The 15527-nt window shown below is 68.7% G+C and carries 16 protein-coding genes; 6 read left to right on the forward strand and 10 right to left on the reverse strand.

All coding sequences use genetic code 11. The features are described 5' to 3' along the window. Positions 1 to 77: 77 nt before the first annotated feature. On the reverse strand, positions 78 to 1403 hold the full coding sequence (gene glyA / locus AC1REK_RS04960) for a serine hydroxymethyltransferase (RefSeq protein WP_492270467.1): 1326 nt from the start codon (positions 1401 to 1403) through the stop codon (positions 78 to 80). 124 nt (positions 1404 to 1527) lie between these two features. Here glyA and AC1REK_RS04965 point away from each other — a divergent pair, with 124 nt between their 5' ends. Continuing rightward, positions 1528 to 2409: a LysR substrate-binding domain-containing protein gene (locus tag AC1REK_RS04965; protein WP_492270466.1), complete on the forward strand. Its 882-nt coding sequence runs from the start codon at positions 1528 to 1530 to the stop codon at positions 2407 to 2409. Positions 2410 to 2416: 7 nt separating this feature from the next. Here AC1REK_RS04965 and cysE read toward each other — a convergent pair whose 3' ends face one another. Further along, the gene (gene cysE, locus AC1REK_RS04970; RefSeq protein WP_492270465.1) at positions 2417 to 3265 is read right to left on the reverse strand and encodes a serine O-acetyltransferase; all 849 of its coding nucleotides are present in this window, start codon (positions 3263 to 3265) and stop codon (positions 2417 to 2419) included. Positions 3266 to 3456: 191 nt separating this feature from the next. Then, positions 3457 to 4227, reverse strand: coding sequence for an alpha/beta fold hydrolase (locus tag AC1REK_RS04975; protein WP_492270464.1), 771 nt, complete (start codon positions 4225 to 4227; stop codon positions 3457 to 3459). 450 nt (positions 4228 to 4677) lie between these two features. Here AC1REK_RS04975 and AC1REK_RS04980 point away from each other — a divergent pair, with 450 nt between their 5' ends. The 4 genes from AC1REK_RS04980 (at position 4678) to AC1REK_RS04995 (ending at position 7658) form a co-directional block, all read left to right on the forward strand. Beyond that, positions 4678 to 5676 carry an acetyltransferase domain-containing protein gene (locus tag AC1REK_RS04980; RefSeq protein WP_492270463.1) on the forward strand — a complete coding sequence of 333 codons (999 nt, stop codon included), beginning with the start codon at positions 4678 to 4680 and terminating at the stop codon, positions 5674 to 5676. 110 nt (positions 5677 to 5786) lie between these two features. Continuing rightward, a complete protein-coding gene (locus AC1REK_RS04985; protein WP_066467298.1) occupies positions 5787 to 6038 on the forward strand; it encodes a zinc-finger domain-containing protein in 252 nt (83 codons plus the stop codon). Positions 6039 to 6083: 45 nt separating this feature from the next. Further along, the gene (locus AC1REK_RS04990; RefSeq protein WP_492270462.1) at positions 6084 to 7274 is read left to right on the forward strand and encodes an FAD-dependent monooxygenase; all 1191 of its coding nucleotides are present in this window, start codon (positions 6084 to 6086) and stop codon (positions 7272 to 7274) included. 72 nt (positions 7275 to 7346) lie between these two features. Then, a complete protein-coding gene (locus AC1REK_RS04995; RefSeq protein WP_316016974.1) occupies positions 7347 to 7658 on the forward strand; it encodes a hypothetical protein in 312 nt (103 codons plus the stop codon). 3 nt (positions 7659 to 7661) lie between these two features. Here the strand turns inward: AC1REK_RS04995 and AC1REK_RS05000 are convergent, their stop codons facing one another. The 4 genes from AC1REK_RS05000 to AC1REK_RS05015 all read right to left on the reverse strand — a co-directional run bounded on the left by AC1REK_RS05000 (position 7662) and on the right by AC1REK_RS05015 (position 12186). Next, on the reverse strand, positions 7662 to 8294 hold the full coding sequence (locus AC1REK_RS05000) for a pyridoxamine 5'-phosphate oxidase family protein (protein ID WP_492270461.1): 633 nt from the start codon (positions 8292 to 8294) through the stop codon (positions 7662 to 7664). A gap of 95 nt (positions 8295 to 8389) precedes the next feature. Further along, positions 8390 to 9784 carry a chromate efflux transporter gene (gene chrA, locus AC1REK_RS05005; protein WP_492270460.1) on the reverse strand — a complete coding sequence of 465 codons (1395 nt, stop codon included), beginning with the start codon at positions 9782 to 9784 and terminating at the stop codon, positions 8390 to 8392. Then, positions 9781 to 10611, reverse strand: a complete 831-nt coding sequence (locus AC1REK_RS05010) for a chromate resistance protein ChrB domain-containing protein (RefSeq protein WP_492270459.1) — start codon at positions 10609 to 10611, stop codon at positions 9781 to 9783. The genes chrA and AC1REK_RS05010 overlap by 4 nt, the downstream gene beginning before the upstream one ends. Positions 10612 to 10920: 309 nt before the next feature. Beyond that, a complete protein-coding gene (locus AC1REK_RS05015; RefSeq protein WP_316017116.1) occupies positions 10921 to 12186 on the reverse strand; it encodes a hemolysin family protein in 1266 nt (421 codons plus the stop codon). A 226-nt stretch (positions 12187 to 12412) separates the two neighbouring features. On the opposite strand from AC1REK_RS05015, the gene AC1REK_RS05020 reads away from it, so the two are divergent. Continuing rightward, complete coding sequence (locus AC1REK_RS05020) at positions 12413 to 13021, forward strand: DUF938 domain-containing protein (RefSeq protein ID WP_492270458.1); 609 nt, start codon at positions 12413 to 12415, stop codon at positions 13019 to 13021. Between the two features lie 11 nt (positions 13022 to 13032). Here AC1REK_RS05020 and AC1REK_RS05025 read toward each other — a convergent pair whose 3' ends face one another. From AC1REK_RS05025 to AC1REK_RS05035, 3 genes are all read right to left on the reverse strand, one after another. Then, positions 13033 to 13647: an SH3 domain-containing protein gene (locus AC1REK_RS05025; protein ID WP_492270457.1), complete on the reverse strand. Its 615-nt coding sequence runs from the start codon at positions 13645 to 13647 to the stop codon at positions 13033 to 13035. Between the two features lie 76 nt (positions 13648 to 13723). Beyond that, positions 13724 to 14674: a hypothetical protein gene (locus tag AC1REK_RS05030; RefSeq protein ID WP_492270456.1), complete on the reverse strand. Its 951-nt coding sequence runs from the start codon at positions 14672 to 14674 to the stop codon at positions 13724 to 13726. 154 nt (positions 14675 to 14828) lie between these two features. Then, entirely contained in the window at positions 14829 to 15410 is a 582-nt protein-coding gene (locus AC1REK_RS05035) for a YqaA family protein (RefSeq protein ID WP_066467276.1), read from the reverse strand. Positions 15411 to 15527: the final 117 nt, after the last annotated feature.

Below are 15527 nucleotides of genomic sequence, written 5' to 3' on the forward strand. Positions count from 1 at the left end.
CATCCTTCGAGACGCAGCCTTCGGCTGCTCCTCAGGATGAGGGGCTTTTTCTACCCGTGCCGACCGTGCGGCACCCCTCAGCGCATGTAGTGCAAGCTCGAGAATCGCTTGCGGAAGGCGGTGACCTCCTGCGCGACCGTCTCGGCCGGGCGCGCGCCGGACAGACCGTCGGCGATGTAGCCGGCGAGTTCCGGCATGTGCTCCGGCTTCATGCCGAAGCGCACGATCTCCGGCGTGCCGAGCCTGAGCCCGTTGACGTCTCCCGCCACCTCGGCAATCGGCAGGCCGATGCCGCAGCTCAGGATGTTGGCGGCGCGCAGCCGCTTCGCCGCCGCCTGGCCGCCGCCATAGGGCGCCGCCTCGATGGCGAACTGGTGCGACTGCGTCATGCCGCGCTCGCGGGCGAAAACCGGCACCTGCCGCTCGACCAGCGCCTCTGCCAGCGCCTTGGCCGTCGCCGCCATCATCTGCGCGTAGTCGCGCCCGAACTCCTGCCAGTCCATCAGCGTGATCGCGAGCGAGGCCGATTTCGCCACGTCGAAATTGGCGGTCAGCCCGGGATAGGCGATGGCATCGAGCTTCTTGGCGATCTCCGCGTCATTGGTGACGATCAGCCCCGAGGGCGGCCCGCCCAGGCTCTTATAGGTGCTCATCGTCATGACATGGGCGCCCTCCGCCAGCGGCTGCTGCCAGGCATGGCCGGCGATCATGCCGGAGAGATGCGCCGCGTCGAACAGCACGATGGCGCCGACCTCGTCGGCGATGGCGCGGATTTCGCGGATCGGGTGCGCAAACAGGTTGAGGCTGCCGCCGATGCTGATCAGCTTCGGCTTCAGCTGCAGCGCGTCCGCCCGCAGCCTGTCGAGATCGACCGTGTAGTTCTGCGCGTCGACCGGGGCCGGATGGGTGGTGATGCCATAGAGCCCGGCCGCGCCGGCGCCGTGATGGGTGACATGGCCGCCGATCGAAGGCGGCGGCGCGATGATGCAGTCGCCCGCCTTCGCCGCGGCCATGAAGACATAGAGATTGGCGATGGCGCCGGATGGCACCCGGATCTCGGCATGGCCCGCGCCGAAGACCTCGGCGGCGAGCTCGGCGGTGACGATCTCGATCTGCTCGATCGCCTCCAGCCCCATCTCGTATTTGTCGCCGGGATAGCCGAGCGAGGGCCGCGCACCCATGCCCTGGCCAAGCACGGCCTCGGCGCGCGGGTTCATTACATTGGTCGCCGGGTTGAGATTGACGCAGTCGCGCTCATGGATCGCCCGGTTCTCGGCAATGAGCCCGGCGAGTCGCGCCTCCGTTGCCGCCCGGTCCTGCCCGGCGATCTCTCCCGCGACACGCAGGACATAGTCTTCGCTCGCCGCCGGCACCCAGTCCCGCCTCGCCAGTTTCGCGCTCATCCGCCTGCCCTGCCCCAAACTGTGTTTCGTCGCGCCATTGGAACGGCTTGGCGCGCCCCGCGCAAACCAGTTATCGTCGCCGGAAGGCCTAGAAAATCTAGGCCTGAACCAGCGAACCCGATCCATGCCTGTCGCACCGCCGCGCCCGCCCATGCCGCCGCTCAACGCGCTGCGCGCCTTCGAGGCGGCGGGCCGGCTCGGCAGTTTCGCCCGCGCCGCCGAGGAACTCGGCGTCACACCCGGCGCCATCGCCCAGCAGGTGCGACAGCTCGAGGCATTCCTCGGCTTTCCCCTGTTCCGGCGCCTGCCCCAGGGTGTCGCGTTGACGGAGGCTGGCAGGCAGGCGCAGCCGCGCCTCAGCGCGGCCTTCGAGGCGCTCTCGCTCGCGGTGCACGATCTGCGCGCGAGCCATGCCGGCCGGGCGCTCGCCATCGCCGCCCTGCCCTGCATCGCCCAGCTCTGGCTCTCGCCGCGCCTGCCTGCCTTGCAGCAGGAATTCCCGGAGCTGCAGATTTCGATCTCGGCGATGGAGGCGCCGCCGAGCGGGCCGCGCGAGGCCTTCGACCTCGCTCTGTTCTATCTGGCGGAGCCGCCGCCGGGCGCCCTCGCCCTTGCCGAAGACAGCCTTACCCCGATCTGCTCGCCGCATCTGGCGCAGCAGCTGCGCACGCCCTCCGATCTCCTGGGCAAGACCCTGCTGCACGATGCGGTCTGGCGCAGCGACTGGGCCCGCTGGCTAAAGCATGCCGGCGTGACCGGCATCGATGCCGGCCGCGGCCCGTCCTACTCGCTCTATGCGTTGGCGCTCGATGCCGCGCTCGGCGGCTCCGGCATCCTGATCGGCCGCGCGAGCCTGGTCGCGCCGCTCCTGGCCCAGGGCCGGCTGGTCACGCCCTTCGCTGTTGCGATGCCGAGCGGCGACCAGCTGACGATCCTGCCAGCGCCGGCCAGCAAGCCGCACCCGCTGCGGGCACGGGTCATGGAATGGTTGGCAGACAGCCTCTAGCGGCGCGTCAGATCCCGCCGCCGCAATCGCTGGTCAGGATCTGGTCCATCGAGCGGGCGGGCTCGGCGCAGCCGGCCTCGCCGACCACTTTGGCCGGCACGCCCGCGACCGTGGTGTTGCGCGGCACCGCCGCCAGCACGACAGAACCGGCCGCGACGCGGGCGCATTGTCCCACCTCGATATTCCCGAGGATCTTCGCGCCGGCGCCGATCAGCACGCCCTTGCGGATCTTCGGATGGCGGTCGCCGCCCTGCTTGCCGGTGCCGCCGAGCGTGACGTCCTGCAGCATCGAGACATTGTCCTCGATCACCGTGGTCTCGCCGACGACGAGGCCGGTGGCGTGGTCGAGGAAGACGCCCTTGCCGATCTTCGCGGCCGGATTGATGTCGGTCTGGAAGACTTCCGAGGAGCGGCTCTGCAGATAGAGCGCGAAATCGCGCCGGCCCTGCTGGTGCAGCCAATGCGCCAGGCGGTGGGTCTGCAGCGCGTGGAAGCCCTTGAAATAGAGCACCGGCTCGAGCAGCCGGTAGCAGGCCGGGTCGCGGTCGAGCACGGCGACGACGTCGGCGCGAAAGCCCTGGCTGATCTCGGGATCGGCGGCGAGCGCCTCCTCGAAGGCCTGGTCGATCAGTTCGGCCGGAACCGCCCCATGCGCGAGACGCGCCGAGACGCGATGCGAGACCGCCTCCTCGAAGCTGCGCTGGTTCAGCACGGTCGAGAGGATGAAGCTGGTCATCGCCGGCTCGGCGGCGATCGCCTGCTCGGCCTCGCGGCGCAGCCGCGACCAGACGGGATCGACCCGATCGAGCCCGGTAGCGGGATCACGGGCATCGACGTTCGGGCGTCCCGATGGCATGGCGTTCTCCGCTACGGTGCGCTCGGCGAGCAATTATTCCGGCACGACGGCGTCGCGCAGAAGGAGATGGGCCTGCCTTCTAGCTGAATCAAGCCGTGAAGGACAAGACTCGAAATGCGAAGGGTCGCATGCAAGTCATTGATGGAGAATAATATTCTCCTGCGGGAGAACGTTATTCTCCGGACCATGGGTCATGCCCGGCGCGAGAGGAACTCCAGCACCGCCTGCTTGTGGGTCTTGTCGCCGACCGCCAGATTATGGTCCCGGCCGACGATGTCGAAGCTCTCCGCGCCCGGGATCAGCGCCGCGAGTTCCGGCCCGGAACCGGAGACATCGTCCTTGGTGCCGACGCTGATCAGGGTCGGCACCGCGATCTTGCCGACCTGCTCAGCCGTGAGCGTCTGGCGGGTGCCGCGGATGCAGGCGGCGAGCGCGCGCAGGTCGCTGCCGGTGTTCTCGGCAAAGGCGCGGAACATGCGCTGCATCGGGTCGGTCAGGTCGGCGAGCGAGGGCGCCTCCATCGCATCCGCGATGCCGAGCGGCAGGCCGACGCCCTCGACGAGATGGATGCCGAGCCCGCCGAGCAGCAGCGCGCGAACCCGCTCCGGATGCGCCAGCGCCAGATGCGCCGAGATGCGGGCGCCCATCGAATAGCCCATGACGTCGGCGCGCCCGATGCCGAGATGGTCCATCAGCCGGCGGACATCCTCGGCCATGATGTTCGAGTTGTAGGCTTCGGGGTCGTAGAGCTTCTGGCTCTGGCCATGGCCGCGATTGTCGAGCAGCACCACCCGGTAGCCGGCATGGGTCAGCGTCTTGCTCCACTGGGTGTTCACCCAGTTGACCATATGGCTCGAGCCGAAGCCGTGGACGAGCACGATCGGATCGCCGGAACCGCCCTCGATGGTCGGGGCGAGGTCGAGATAGGCGAGGCTGACGCCGTCGGAATCGAATCGCTGCATGTCGTCGCGCCGTTCTTTCGCAAATTGTCGCGTCTGCTGTGCCATGGCGGGGCGGGTTTTGGTAGCCGCACCCGTCGGCATGGCAGCATGCAGCCGCGTCCCTGCTGCGCGCCGACCACCCAGCTCCAGCCCTCATCTTCAGCCCTCATCCTGAGGAGCAGCCGAAGGCTGCGTCTCGAAGGATGGTCCAGCGGTCTCCGGAGCCTCCTGGAACATCCTTCGAGACGCCGCTGACGCGGCTCCTCAGGATGAGGGCTCGAACGACTCTTGCTTGCGGGAAAGCTCCGGTCGTCCCGGGCGACCGGAGGGAGACCCGGGACCCATGCCTGAACCGTCCCGGCATGGGTCCCGGCTCTGCGCTCCGCTCCGACCGGGACGACCTGAACAAGCTAGGCGCCGCAGGTACACGCCCCTTCCCCAGCCCCTGCTCACCGCCTAAGAGTTCACCCCATGAGCGAGCAAGCCACGGCCTCGGCCAAGACCTCCACCCCGGCAAAGACCTCCACCCCGGCCCGAGGCCGCATCGAACTGCTCGACCTGGCGCGCGGCATCGCCCTGCTCGCCATGTTCGTCTACCATTTCGCCTACGACCTCTCCTTCTTCCGGCTGATCCGCGTCGATGTCGTCTCCGATCCCGGCTGGCGCCTCTTCGCCCGCCTGATCGCCGGCTCCTTCCTGACGATCGTCGGCTTCAGCCTGATCCTGGCGACGCGGAACGGCCTGAACCGGCAGGCCTATGCGAAGCGCTTCGCCATGGTCGCCGGCGCCGCGCTGCTGGTCACGGTCGGGACCTGGTTCGCGATCCCGCAGAACTTCATCTTCTTCGGCATCCTGCACCACATCGCGCTGGCGAGCCTGCTGGCGCTGCCCTTCCTGCGGCTGCCAGCCCTCGCTCTGGCGTTGATCGCGGCGGTCTGGTTCGCCCTGCCCTTCATCCTCGGCGGCGAGGTCTTCGAGAGCGAATGGCTGTCATGGCTCGGCTTCGGCCCCTGGCCCTACACCGCCGATTTCGTGCCGCTCTTCCCCTGGTTCGCCTGTGTCCTCGCCGGCATGGCGCTGGGCAAGCTCGCCCTGGCCAAGGCGCCCGAAGGCGGCTGGACGCTCTGGCGCGCCAGATCGGCCCCGGCCCGCCTCGTCGCGCTCGGCGGCCGCAACAGCCTGTTCGTCTATCTCGTCCACCAGCCGCTCTTCATCGGCGCGCTCATGCTCTTCATGCAGCTCTCCGGCCCCAAGCTGCCGGACGCCGACGCCGTGCCCTTCCTCGCCGCCTGCCAGCGCAGCTGCGTCGCGACGGGTACGCCGAAGGAGGCCTGCGAGCGCGTCTGCTCCTGCTCGATGGAGGGGCTGAAGCGTGATGAGCTCTGGAGCCGCGTGCTCGCCGACGCCCTCACCCCGGAGCAGACCGAGCGCGCCCGCGAGATCGGCCTCGCCTGCGCCCGGGCCCGCTGACCGGGACAGGACGCCGCAAGCCGCGGGCCCGTGATTTCGCCCCCGCGCACTGGCGCGCCCGCGGGCGAACGATTATCGTGCGCCGCAAATCGAGACGACAGAGAGCGACCATGGCCGACCACGGCACACCGCATTTCCACAACGATCCCGGCGTCGCCGTCATCCATGTCGGCGCGCGCGAGCTGATGTGCATCGGCGCCAAGCCGCCCTTCGACCATCCGCATGTCTTCCTCGACATGGGGTCGGATGACGAGATCATCTGCCCCTATTGCTCGACGCTGTTCAAATACGAGCCTTCGCTCGGCGCCGGTCACGGCAAGCCGGCCGAATGCGAGTACCACGACGCCCCCAAGGCGGCTTGAGGCGCTTCCCGCCGGGGGCGCGGCGGGACGTGAACGGCTGAAGCGATGTCTCCGATCCTGATCGCCGGCGCCGGCATTGGCGGCCTCACCGCTGCCATTGCGCTGGCGCGCCGCGGCATTCCCGTCGCCATCGCCGAGAAGCGCACCCGCTTCGCCGAGGCCGGCGCCGGTATCCAGATCTCGCCCAATGCCGGCCGCGTGCTTGAGGCGCTCGATCTCGGCATCGCTCTGCGCCGTGCCGCCGTCCGGCCAGAATCGCTCGCGATCAGCCGCTGGCGGAGCGAGACGCCGCTGCTCGAGATGCCCTATGCGCCGCCTGCGCCGGGCGCGACGCCCTCCCGGGCGCTGAAGCGGGCCGATCTCCACCAGATCCTGCTCGATGGCGCCCGTACCTTGCCGAACATCCGCTGGCTGATCGGCCGCGGCCTGCTCGCCTGCGCCGAGACCGAATCCGGCATCACCGCGACGCTCGTCGCCGAGAACGGCCAGACCGAGACGGTCGAGGCCATGGGTCTGATCGGCGCCGACGGGCTCTGGTCGCAGGCCCGCCAGCTCACCGGCGACAGCCGCGAGCCGCGTTTCACCGGCTGGGAGGCGTGGCGGACGCTGATTCCCTCGGCGGAAGTGCCGTCCGAACTGCGCCAGCCCACGGTTTCGCTGCGCCTCGGCAGCGCCCGCCATGCCGTCCATTACCCCGTGGCCGGCGGCAAGGAGATCAATCTCGTCCTGATCCGCGCCGCGCGCGAGGCCCGCCCGGGCTGGTCGCGCGAGGGTAATGCAAGCGACATCGCCGGCATCGCCAATGGCGCCCCGATTTCGCTGCGCCATCTGGTCGAGGCTGCGCCCGCCTGGCAGGTCTGGTCGCTCTATGACCGCGAGCCGGCGGCGATGGCGAAGGGCCGTATCGCGCTGCTCGGCGACGCCGCCCACCCGGTCCTGCCCTTCCTGGCCCAGGGTGCAGCGCTCGCCATCGAGGATGCGGCCGTGCTGGCACATGAACTCGCGAGCGCCTTGCAGGCCGACGGCACCGCCTCGGTTCCCGCCGCCTTCGCCGCTTATGCCGCGGCGCGGCAGGGCCGGGCGACGCGCGTCCAGCAGGCGAGCCGCGACAATGCCCGCTCCTACCATCTCGGCCGGCCCTGGAGTTATGCCCGCGACATCGTGCTGCGCCGGCTCGGCCCCGAAGGCCTGCGCCAGCGCTATGCCTGGGTCTATGACTGGCCCCTGCCCGGCTGAAATTACGCCTGCCGCCCTCGTCAACGCCGCATTGGCTTCCTAGATTAGCGCCAACCGAACGAACGACGAGCCATGATCCGCATCGACCTGAACAGCCGCCTCAACCAGAGTACGGGCCGCCTGCCACGCTGGGCGAGCTATCTCATCATGGCCGGGGCTTTTGCTCTCGGCGTCCTGCTTTTCCTGGTGGCGGCCAGCCTCGCCTTGATCCTGATCCCGGTCGTGCTGATCGGCGGCGCCGTCGCCGCCTGGCAGATGCGCCGGCGCATGCGCGCCGCCGGCATCGATCCGCAGAACCCCTTCGGCCAGCCGCAGCAAGGCGCCGCGCAGGGCGAGATCGTCGACGCCGAATATCGCGTCATCGAGACGAACGAGCGGCGCTGACCTCTAGCTCTGGACGCGCACGGCCAGCTCGGCCCGCAGCCGGGCATTCTCGGCTTCAAGCTCCTCCAGCCGCTGCCGCACCGGCGCGAGCGCCGGCGCCAGCTCCGCCTCGCTGAAGCGCTGGGTGATGTGCTGCGGGCAGTTCCAGTCGAAGGCCTCGACCTTGATCGTCATGCCGCGCTCCGGCACGGCGCGGTAGCCCGGCACGATCAGGCGGCGCGCCAGTTCCGGTTCCGCCGCGAGATCGTGGAAGCGGGCGCGCCCAAAGATCTTCAGCCGGGCCTGGTTGCCATAGTCCATCAGGAACAGGCAGAGCCGGTCATCGGTGCTGAGATTGCCCAGGCTGAGATATTGCCGGTTGCCGCGCAGGTCGGCGAAGCCGAGCGTCGTCTCGTCGAGCACCCGCAGGAAGCCCTGCGGTCCGCCGCGATGCTGCAGATAGGGCCAGCCGGTCTCGGAGACGCTCGCCATGTAGAAGGAGTCGCGGGCGCCGATGAAGGCGGCCTCGCTGCCGCCGAGCCGATCGTGATGCGGCGCGCCCTCCTCCTGCCTGGCATAGGCGCGGCGGCTGCCTTGCGCCTCCTGCGCCGCCCTGACGGCAGGCGTCGTCGCGATCTCGAGAAAACGATGGGTCATGGCGCAAGCCTCCAGACCCAAAGAAATGATCATTCCCTCGCCTGAGCACAATTTCCGAGCCGGGCAGTTCAGAATTCCGCCGAACGAAACAGTCGCTATCCCAGCAGGCGCAGGGCAACGCCGGCGAGCGCGCAGCCGGCGAGCACCGTCATCATCCCCTGCTTGAAGCGCAGCATGGCGAGCATCGCCGCCGCCGAAAGCAGCGCGGCCCGCCAGTCCAGCGTCGAGAGCACCGGCAGGTCCGGTGCGAGCGGCCCGAAGCTGACCGGCCGGACGATACCGAACAGCACATGAAGCCCGAACCAGAGCGCGAGATTCATGATCACGCCGACCACCGCCGCCGTGATCGCGGTCAGCGAGGCCGAGAGCACCCGGTTGCCGCGCAGCGCCTCGACATACGGCGCGCCTAGGAAGATCCAGAGGAAGCAGGGCGCGAAGGTGACCCAGAGCGTCAGCAGGGCGCCGAGGCTGCCGGCGACGAGCGGATCGAGCCCGCCCGGCACCCGCCAGGCGGCGAGGAAGCCGACGAATTGCAGCACCAGGATCAGCGGCCCCGGCGTGGTTTCGGCGAGGCCGAGCCCGTCGACCATCTCGCCGGCGACGAGCCAGCCATAGCCCTCGACCGCCGCCTGCGCGACATAGGCCAGCACGGCATAGGCCCCGCCGAAGGTGACGACTGCCATGGCGCTGAAGAAGCTGCCGATCTGCGTGAAGACATTGTTCCCGCCTGCCAGCAGCCAGAGCAGCGCCACCGGGCCGAGCCAGAGCGGCAGCCAGAGCGCCAGCGTCCGCAGTGCCCGGCCGGTCGAGGGCCTGGCGTGCTCCAGCTCGCCGCGCTCGAACATCAGGTCGACGACGCCCTTGAACTCGGGCGCGCCCCCCTTGCCGGCATGACCGCCGGCCTCGAACAGCGCCGGCGCGTAGAGGCTTCCGAGCCAGCCGGTCAGCCCGGCGCAGAGGATCACCAGCGGGAACGGCAGCTTCAACAGAAAGAGCGCGAGGAAGGCGGCGACCGCGATCGCGATCATCGCCCGGTTCTTCAGCGCCCGGCGGCTGATCCTGAGGCCCGCCTCGATCACCACGGCGAGCACCGCGGCCTTGACGCCGAAGAACACCGCATCGACCACCGGCACGCTGCGATAGAGCACGTAGAGCAGCGAGAGCCCCAGCATCACCAGCGCGCCGGGCAGGACGAAGAGCAGCCCGGCGATCAGGCCGCCGAGCGTGCGATGCAACAGCCAGCCGACATAGATGGCAAGCTGCTGCGCCTCGGGGCCGGGCAGCAGCATGCAGTAGTTGAGCGCATGCAGGAACCGCCGCTCGCCGATCCAGCGGCGTTCCTCGACCAGCTCCTTGTGCATCAGCGCGATCTGGCCGGCCGGGCCGCCGAAGGAGAGCAGCCCGATCTTCGCCCAGACGCGGGTCGCCTCGCCGAGCGAGGGGATTTCGGCAGCAGCGGGCCTGCTTGCCTCATCGGTCGCGATCGTCATGGCCGTCCCCCTGCTCCTGCCGGCACGGACGGCCAGTTATGGGTTTCCTCGGTGGCATCGCGGCACCAGCGATAGAACGCGTCATAGAGCAGCATGCCGGCCTCGAGCTGTGCCAGATCGTCGCGAAACATCCGCGACAATCCCAGCGACGCCGCCAGGAATCCGGCCGCCTGCGGCACGTCGTCGAGCCGGGCGGTGTCCGCCGCCCTGACGATCGCCGCGAGCCGGTCGAGCGCCGGCAGCGAGAGGCCGAACTCCTCGATCATGGTGTCGAAGCTGCAGCGCTCGCCGCGATGGCTCCAGAACACGCCGTCAATGTCGAAGGCTGTCGCGCCGAAACGCTCGGCCACGGCCTCGACCTCCGAGGCCGTCACGAACAGGAAGACGGCCGCAGGATCGACGAAGCGGCGGATCAGCCAGGGACAGGCGATGCGGTCGACCTTCGGCCGCGCCCGCGTCACCCAGACGGTCCGGCCAGCGTCGTCGCGGGCCGGGAGCTTGCCGGCGTCGACCAGCGGCAGGCTGGCTTCCCGCCAGGCCTCGAAGCCGCCGACAAGAACTTCCGCCGGGATCCCTTCATGCCGCAGCCAGGCCGCGACGCCTTCGCTGAGCTTCAGCCCGCGCTGGCACGAGACGACGACCTTGCTGCCGGCATAGGCCCCGGCCCAGCCGGCGACCTCGTCATGCCGGCGACGCTGCGAGGCCGGAAGCAGCCGCGCATCGGCGGCAAAGTCCTCATCGTTGCGGACATCGATCAGGACCGGCGCATCGGGCAGTCCGACGAGCCGAGACAATTGGGCAGCGCTGATTTGAATGTTCGAAGACATGGCGTCCCTCCCGGAAATCTAGGAGACTGGACGCGATCCTTGGGCTGACGCCTCACGGGGTCGTCGCGAATGAACCCCTGCGGAATTTAGACCATGGCGACCTGTGGGCGTCAACGGCCCCTGGAACGCAGCTTCGCAGCGCGTAGGGACGCTGCGTCTCACCCCTCATCCTGAGGAGCCATTCCCTTGGGAATGGCGTCTCGAAGGATGCACCAAGTGCTTCCGGAGCCTCCTGGAACATCCTTCGAGACGCCGCTTCGCGGCTCCTCAGGATGAGGGGGCTCCAGAAGAAAAATCCCTGCCCGCCGCTCAGTCGACGCGGGTGACCAGGATCTTGTCGATCCGGCGGCCGTCGAGATCGACCACCTCGAAGCGCCAATGGCCCTTCTCGAAGCTCTCGCCGACATTCGGCAGGCGGTTCATCTCGGCGAGGATGAAGCCCGCCACCGTCTGGTAGTCGGCATCGCGCGGCACATGGATGCCGAGCTCGTGCGAGAACTCGTCGACCTGCATCCAGCCGGCGACCAGATAGGAGCCGTCGGAGCGCGTCACCACGGCCGGCTCGCTGTCGTCCTCTTCCTGGAAGGCGCCGGTGATCGCCTCCAGCACGTCGCTGGAGGTGATGATCCCCTCGAAATGGCCGTACTCGTCGAAGACCAGTGCCATGTGCACCGGCGAGGCGCGGATCGCGCGCAGCACGTCGAGCGCGCCGGTCGTGTCGAGCACCACCGGGGTCTGCTGGACCATGCTGCGCAATTCGCGGCCATCGCCGTCGGAGAACGCGTCGAACATGTCCTTGACCGTGACGACGCCGATGATCGAGTCGGCCTCGCCATCCTGCACCGGCAGGCGCGAGCGCCGCGTCGCGCGCAACTGCGCCCTGATCTCTGCCGGGCTGTCGGCGAGGTCGAGATGCTCGACCTCGCGCCGGGGCGTCATCAAGGCCCGCGCCGAACGGTCGGCGAGGCGCATCACGCCCGAGATCATCTCGCGCTCGTCGCGCTCCAGCACGCCGGCCGTCTCGGCCTCGGCGATGATCGTGCGGACCTCCTCCTCGGTGACCTTCTCCTCCGACTCGCCCTTCTGGCCGAGCAGTGCGAGAACGGTCTTGCCGGAAATGTCGAGCAGCCAGACCAGCGGCGAGCCGATCTTGGCGAGCAGCGCCATCGCCGGAGCGACGCGGGCGGCGACGCGCTCGGGGTCGCGCAGCGCGATCTGCTTCGGCACCAGCTCGCCGATGATCAGTGAGAGATAGGTGATCGCGACGACGACCGTGCCGACGCCGACGCCATCCGCGACCGCGTTGGAAAAGCCCTGCTCGTCACGCAGCCAGTCGGACAGTCGCGTGCCGAGCGTCGCGCCCGAGAAGGCGCCGGAAAGCACGCCGACCAGGGTGATGCCGATCTGGACGGTGGAGAGGAAGCGGCCGGGATTGTCGGCGAGGCGCTGGGCTGTCGCCGCGCCGCGGCTGCCCTGATCGCTGAGAACCTTGAGCCTTGCTGGTCTGGACGAGACGACCGCGAGTTCCGACATGGCGAGCACACCGTTGATGACGGTGAGGACGACGACGATCAAAATCTCGGTTAACAACACCAGCTCGAAGGCTGCAGGGCCGCACTCGTTATCGGCCTGCTTCGCCAGCGCTTATAGAGCATCGCGCGAGAATGTATGTATCGGTTTTTCGCACGGGCGATGCGCTAAGCTTGGCGAGTCGATCACAGTTTCTCGCGCTCGATTGCTTCTGCCCCCATGCGGCATGATTTGAAGCATTCTCCGGCGCACGCGATGGGAGAACCGCAACTTGCCCGAAGCCGAAACCCGTCAGTTCGCCCCCTCCGCCCAGCGCAATCGCGATCCGATCCTTGCCGTTCTCCGCGAGGCCCTGCCGGCGAGCGGGCTGATGCTCGAGATCGCCAGCGGCTCCGGCGAGCACGCCGTGCACTTCGCGGCCGCCCTGCCCGGCCTGTCCTTCCAGCCGTCGGATCCGAATGCCGGGGCGCGCGCCAGCATCGACGCCTGGGCAAAGGAAGCCGCGCTGCCGAACCTGCTGCCCGCCCTGGCCCTCGATGCCTCGACGCCGGGCTGGCCGCTCGCCCGCGCCGATGCGGTGATCTGCATCAACATGATCCACATCTCGCCCTGGGCGGCGACGCAAGGTTTGATCGCCGAGTCGGCGCGGCTGCTTCCGCCTGGCGGACCGCTCTATCTCTACGGCCCCTATCGCCAGAGCGACGTGCCGCTCGTGCCCAGCAATGCCGCCTTCGACGAAAGCCTGCGCAGCCGTGACCCGCGCTGGGGCCTGCGCGAGCTCGACGAGGTCGCAGCCCTCGCGGCCGCCGCGAGCTTCGGGCCGCCAGAGGTCACGACAATGCCCGCGAACAATCTCAGCGTGGTGTTCCGCAAGCGCTGATAGGACAGTCCTCAACCGCCGTCGCAGCTGGTCTCCTGCACCGCGCAGATCCGGTCGAGCCAGGCGCGGAAGCGGCCCGCCTCCAGCCCGGCACGCGCCGGCGGCTTGACCTCCAGCGCCTCCAGCACGTCGCTGCTGGCCGGCAGCGGCCCGTATTCGACCAGCACCCATTTGCCGCTGCAGCCGAGCAGGCGCCCGTTCTGGATGAAAACGTCGCTGTCGAAGGCCATGCCGTCCCGCCCCGCGATGATCACCGGGGCCTTGGCATCCGGCCGCTCGCGGCCGGTATCGGCCTGTGACTTCACGGTGAGCTTGCGGCCGCTCACCCAGCCGCTGCCCTTGAACATCGGCCGCGCCGCGGCTTCGGTCAGCGCCTCGTTGTCGCGTGCCTTGCGGATCTGGAACCAGCCATCGCTGCCAGCCGTGACCTCGACCTCGACCATCGCCCGGATCGGTGGATCGGACTTGCTCTGCGTCACCGGCGGCAGCCGCCCGATGATCTTGTGTCCGACGCCGGGACCAGCGCGGACATTGAGGCCCTCTGGGTCGGTCTCGTTGACGAAGGCGCCGAAAGAGCAGCGCGCCTGTCCGGCCGGCGGCGACAGTGCGCCGGACTGCGCGAGCACCGGCGCGGCGGCGCCCACAGCCAGGGCCAGCGTGACAATGGCGATGCCCCGGCGCCTCCCGGCCGTGGGGCGACGCTCAGGCCGCGGCATTGACGAGCACATAGTAGAAGGAGTTCGGCTTGCCGACCGCCTTCAGGAAGTTGGCATAGCGGTTCTTCGGGATGGTCTGGCAGCCGGCCGACCAGGTGTTGGGCTCCAGCACGGTGTCGGCGCCACCCTGATGGATATACATCGTCTTGCCGGCCCCCTTCGGATCGATCCGCTTCCTGTCCTGCTCTGTGAAGCGGCCATCGCCATCCGTGTCGCGCTCGACGATCTGGTCGATCCCGACGATGAAGGCGCGGTTGCCGAGATGGCCGCCCCTCTTCTCGAAATACTGGTAGGTGCCCTCGGTCAGGCGTCCGGCATCCCGGATCCCGTCCTTGTCGATGTCGTTGCCTTCGGTCTTGCTGAACTTCACGCCCCGGTAGCGCTTGTCCGTGGTGGTGCTCGCCCGCTGGGAATATTGCGCGCCGGGCTCGGTGCAGATCGGGAAGATCGCGAGATGCCGGAAGCGGCCACAGCGGCGCATGATCACCAGCGTGTCGTCATAGGAGCCCTTGCCGCGATGGGCGAGCGTGCTGCTCTCGGTGCGCAGCGACAGCATCACCAGCCGCCCGAAATTGAGGTCGAACCGCGCGGCCGGCGAGGCGAAGCGCCAATAGATCGCCGCGTAGGAATCGAACTCCTGCTTCGGGGTCCGGAACTGTGGGCGCAGGCCCGCCGGGCGCCGGAAGCGCACATTCAGGATCTCGGAGTAGAGGTCGCGCGCGGCCGGCAGAGCACGTAGCCGGGCCTCGGCGCGCGGGCTGAGCCGCGTCTCCACGACGCGCCAGAGGAAGTCCTGCAGGGTTGGCGGAACCGCCGCGACGATGCTCTGCCAATAGGGCACGGCGATCGTGCGGTCCTGTTCGAGGCAACGGTTGAACTCGCGCGCGAAGGTCGCGAAATCGAGACGACCGGTCAGGTCGGGGCGCCGCATGCTCATGGCCCGCCGCCTCCTTGCCTCCGCTGCCAAGACTGCAGCCGGCCTTCCGCGCACGGCAGGCCGGTGTCGGCCACGCCGGCTGCCGATAGCGCGGCCAGCGTAGCTTCTCAGGAGGATTGTCGGCTAGTGCGGCGCTTTCGCGGCGGTGCCGCCGTCACAGCACCATGGGCAGGACGAAGAAGCCGCCGACGACGACCACGACCAGCGCCAGCGCCGTCATCGGCAGGTGCTTCTCGATGAAGATGCGGATGTCGTCGCCGTAATAGCGCAGCGCCACCGCGATCATCGCGAAGAAGGTGACGCGCGAGATCACCATGCCGACGGTGAACTTCCAGAGATCGAAATGCAGGAAGCCGGACATGATCGTGACGATCTTGAACGGGATCGGCGTCAGGCCCTTGGTCAGCAGCACCCAGAACCAGTAGTCCTGCGAGGTGTGGATCAGATGCGCGGCCTTTTCCTGCAGGCCGTAAATGCCGATCAGCCAGGCGCCGACCGATTCATAGAGCAGCGCGCCGATCGCATAGCCGAGATAGCCGCCGGTGACGGCGCCGAGCGAGCAGACGCCGGCATAGAACCAGGCGCGGTCCGGACGGGCGATGCACATCGGGATCAGGAGCGGGATCGGCGGCAGCGGGCTGACCGAACTTTCGACGAAGGTGATGGCGAAGAGCAGCCAGGGCGCTGCGGGGTGCGACGCATAGGAGACGCACCAGTCGTAAGCACGCTTCAGCATGTAGTGTTCGACCGCTCCCGGACTCGCCCCTGGCGCATGGATGCTGTGCGCCGCATGCATCTACGCGATCCTGCGGCCGGACGCCAGAATTCTCTTAGGCGAATGTCAGCAGCGCGA

This window comes from Allobosea sp. GW823-FHT02B03 (genome assembly GCF_058797755.1).

What these genes read in the sequence shown, in the direction of transcription:
- AC1REK_RS04965 (WP_492270466.1), top strand. Translation starts at nt 1,528, where the DNA reads ATGCCTGTCGCACCGCCGCGCCCGCCCATGCCGCCGCTCAACGCGCTG.
- AC1REK_RS05035 (WP_066467276.1), bottom strand. Translation starts at nt 15,410, where the DNA reads ATGCTGAAGCGTGCTTACGACTGGTGCGTCTCCTATGCGTCGCACCCC.
- AC1REK_RS04975 (WP_492270464.1), bottom strand. Translation starts at nt 4,227, where the DNA reads ATGCAGCGATTCGATTCCGACGGCGTCAGCCTCGCCTATCTCGACCTC.
- AC1REK_RS05010 (WP_492270459.1), bottom strand. Translation starts at nt 10,611, where the DNA reads ATGTCTTCGAACATTCAAATCAGCGCTGCCCAATTGTCTCGGCTCGTC.
- chrA (WP_492270460.1), bottom strand. Translation starts at nt 9,784, where the DNA reads ATGACGATCGCGACCGATGAGGCAAGCAGGCCCGCTGCTGCCGAAATC.
- cysE (WP_492270465.1), bottom strand. Translation starts at nt 3,265, where the DNA reads ATGCCATCGGGACGCCCGAACGTCGATGCCCGTGATCCCGCTACCGGG.
- AC1REK_RS05030 (WP_492270456.1), bottom strand. Translation starts at nt 14,674, where the DNA reads ATGAGCATGCGGCGCCCCGACCTGACCGGTCGTCTCGATTTCGCGACC.
- AC1REK_RS05000 (WP_492270461.1), bottom strand. Translation starts at nt 8,294, where the DNA reads ATGACCCATCGTTTTCTCGAGATCGCGACGACGCCTGCCGTCAGGGCG.
- glyA (WP_492270467.1), bottom strand. Translation starts at nt 1,403, where the DNA reads ATGAGCGCGAAACTGGCGAGGCGGGACTGGGTGCCGGCGGCGAGCGAA.
- AC1REK_RS04990 (WP_492270462.1), top strand. Translation starts at nt 6,084, where the DNA reads ATGTCTCCGATCCTGATCGCCGGCGCCGGCATTGGCGGCCTCACCGCT.
- AC1REK_RS04995 (WP_316016974.1), top strand. Translation starts at nt 7,347, where the DNA reads ATGATCCGCATCGACCTGAACAGCCGCCTCAACCAGAGTACGGGCCGC.
- AC1REK_RS04985 (WP_066467298.1), top strand. Translation starts at nt 5,787, where the DNA reads ATGGCCGACCACGGCACACCGCATTTCCACAACGATCCCGGCGTCGCC.
- AC1REK_RS04980 (WP_492270463.1), top strand. Translation starts at nt 4,678, where the DNA reads ATGAGCGAGCAAGCCACGGCCTCGGCCAAGACCTCCACCCCGGCAAAG.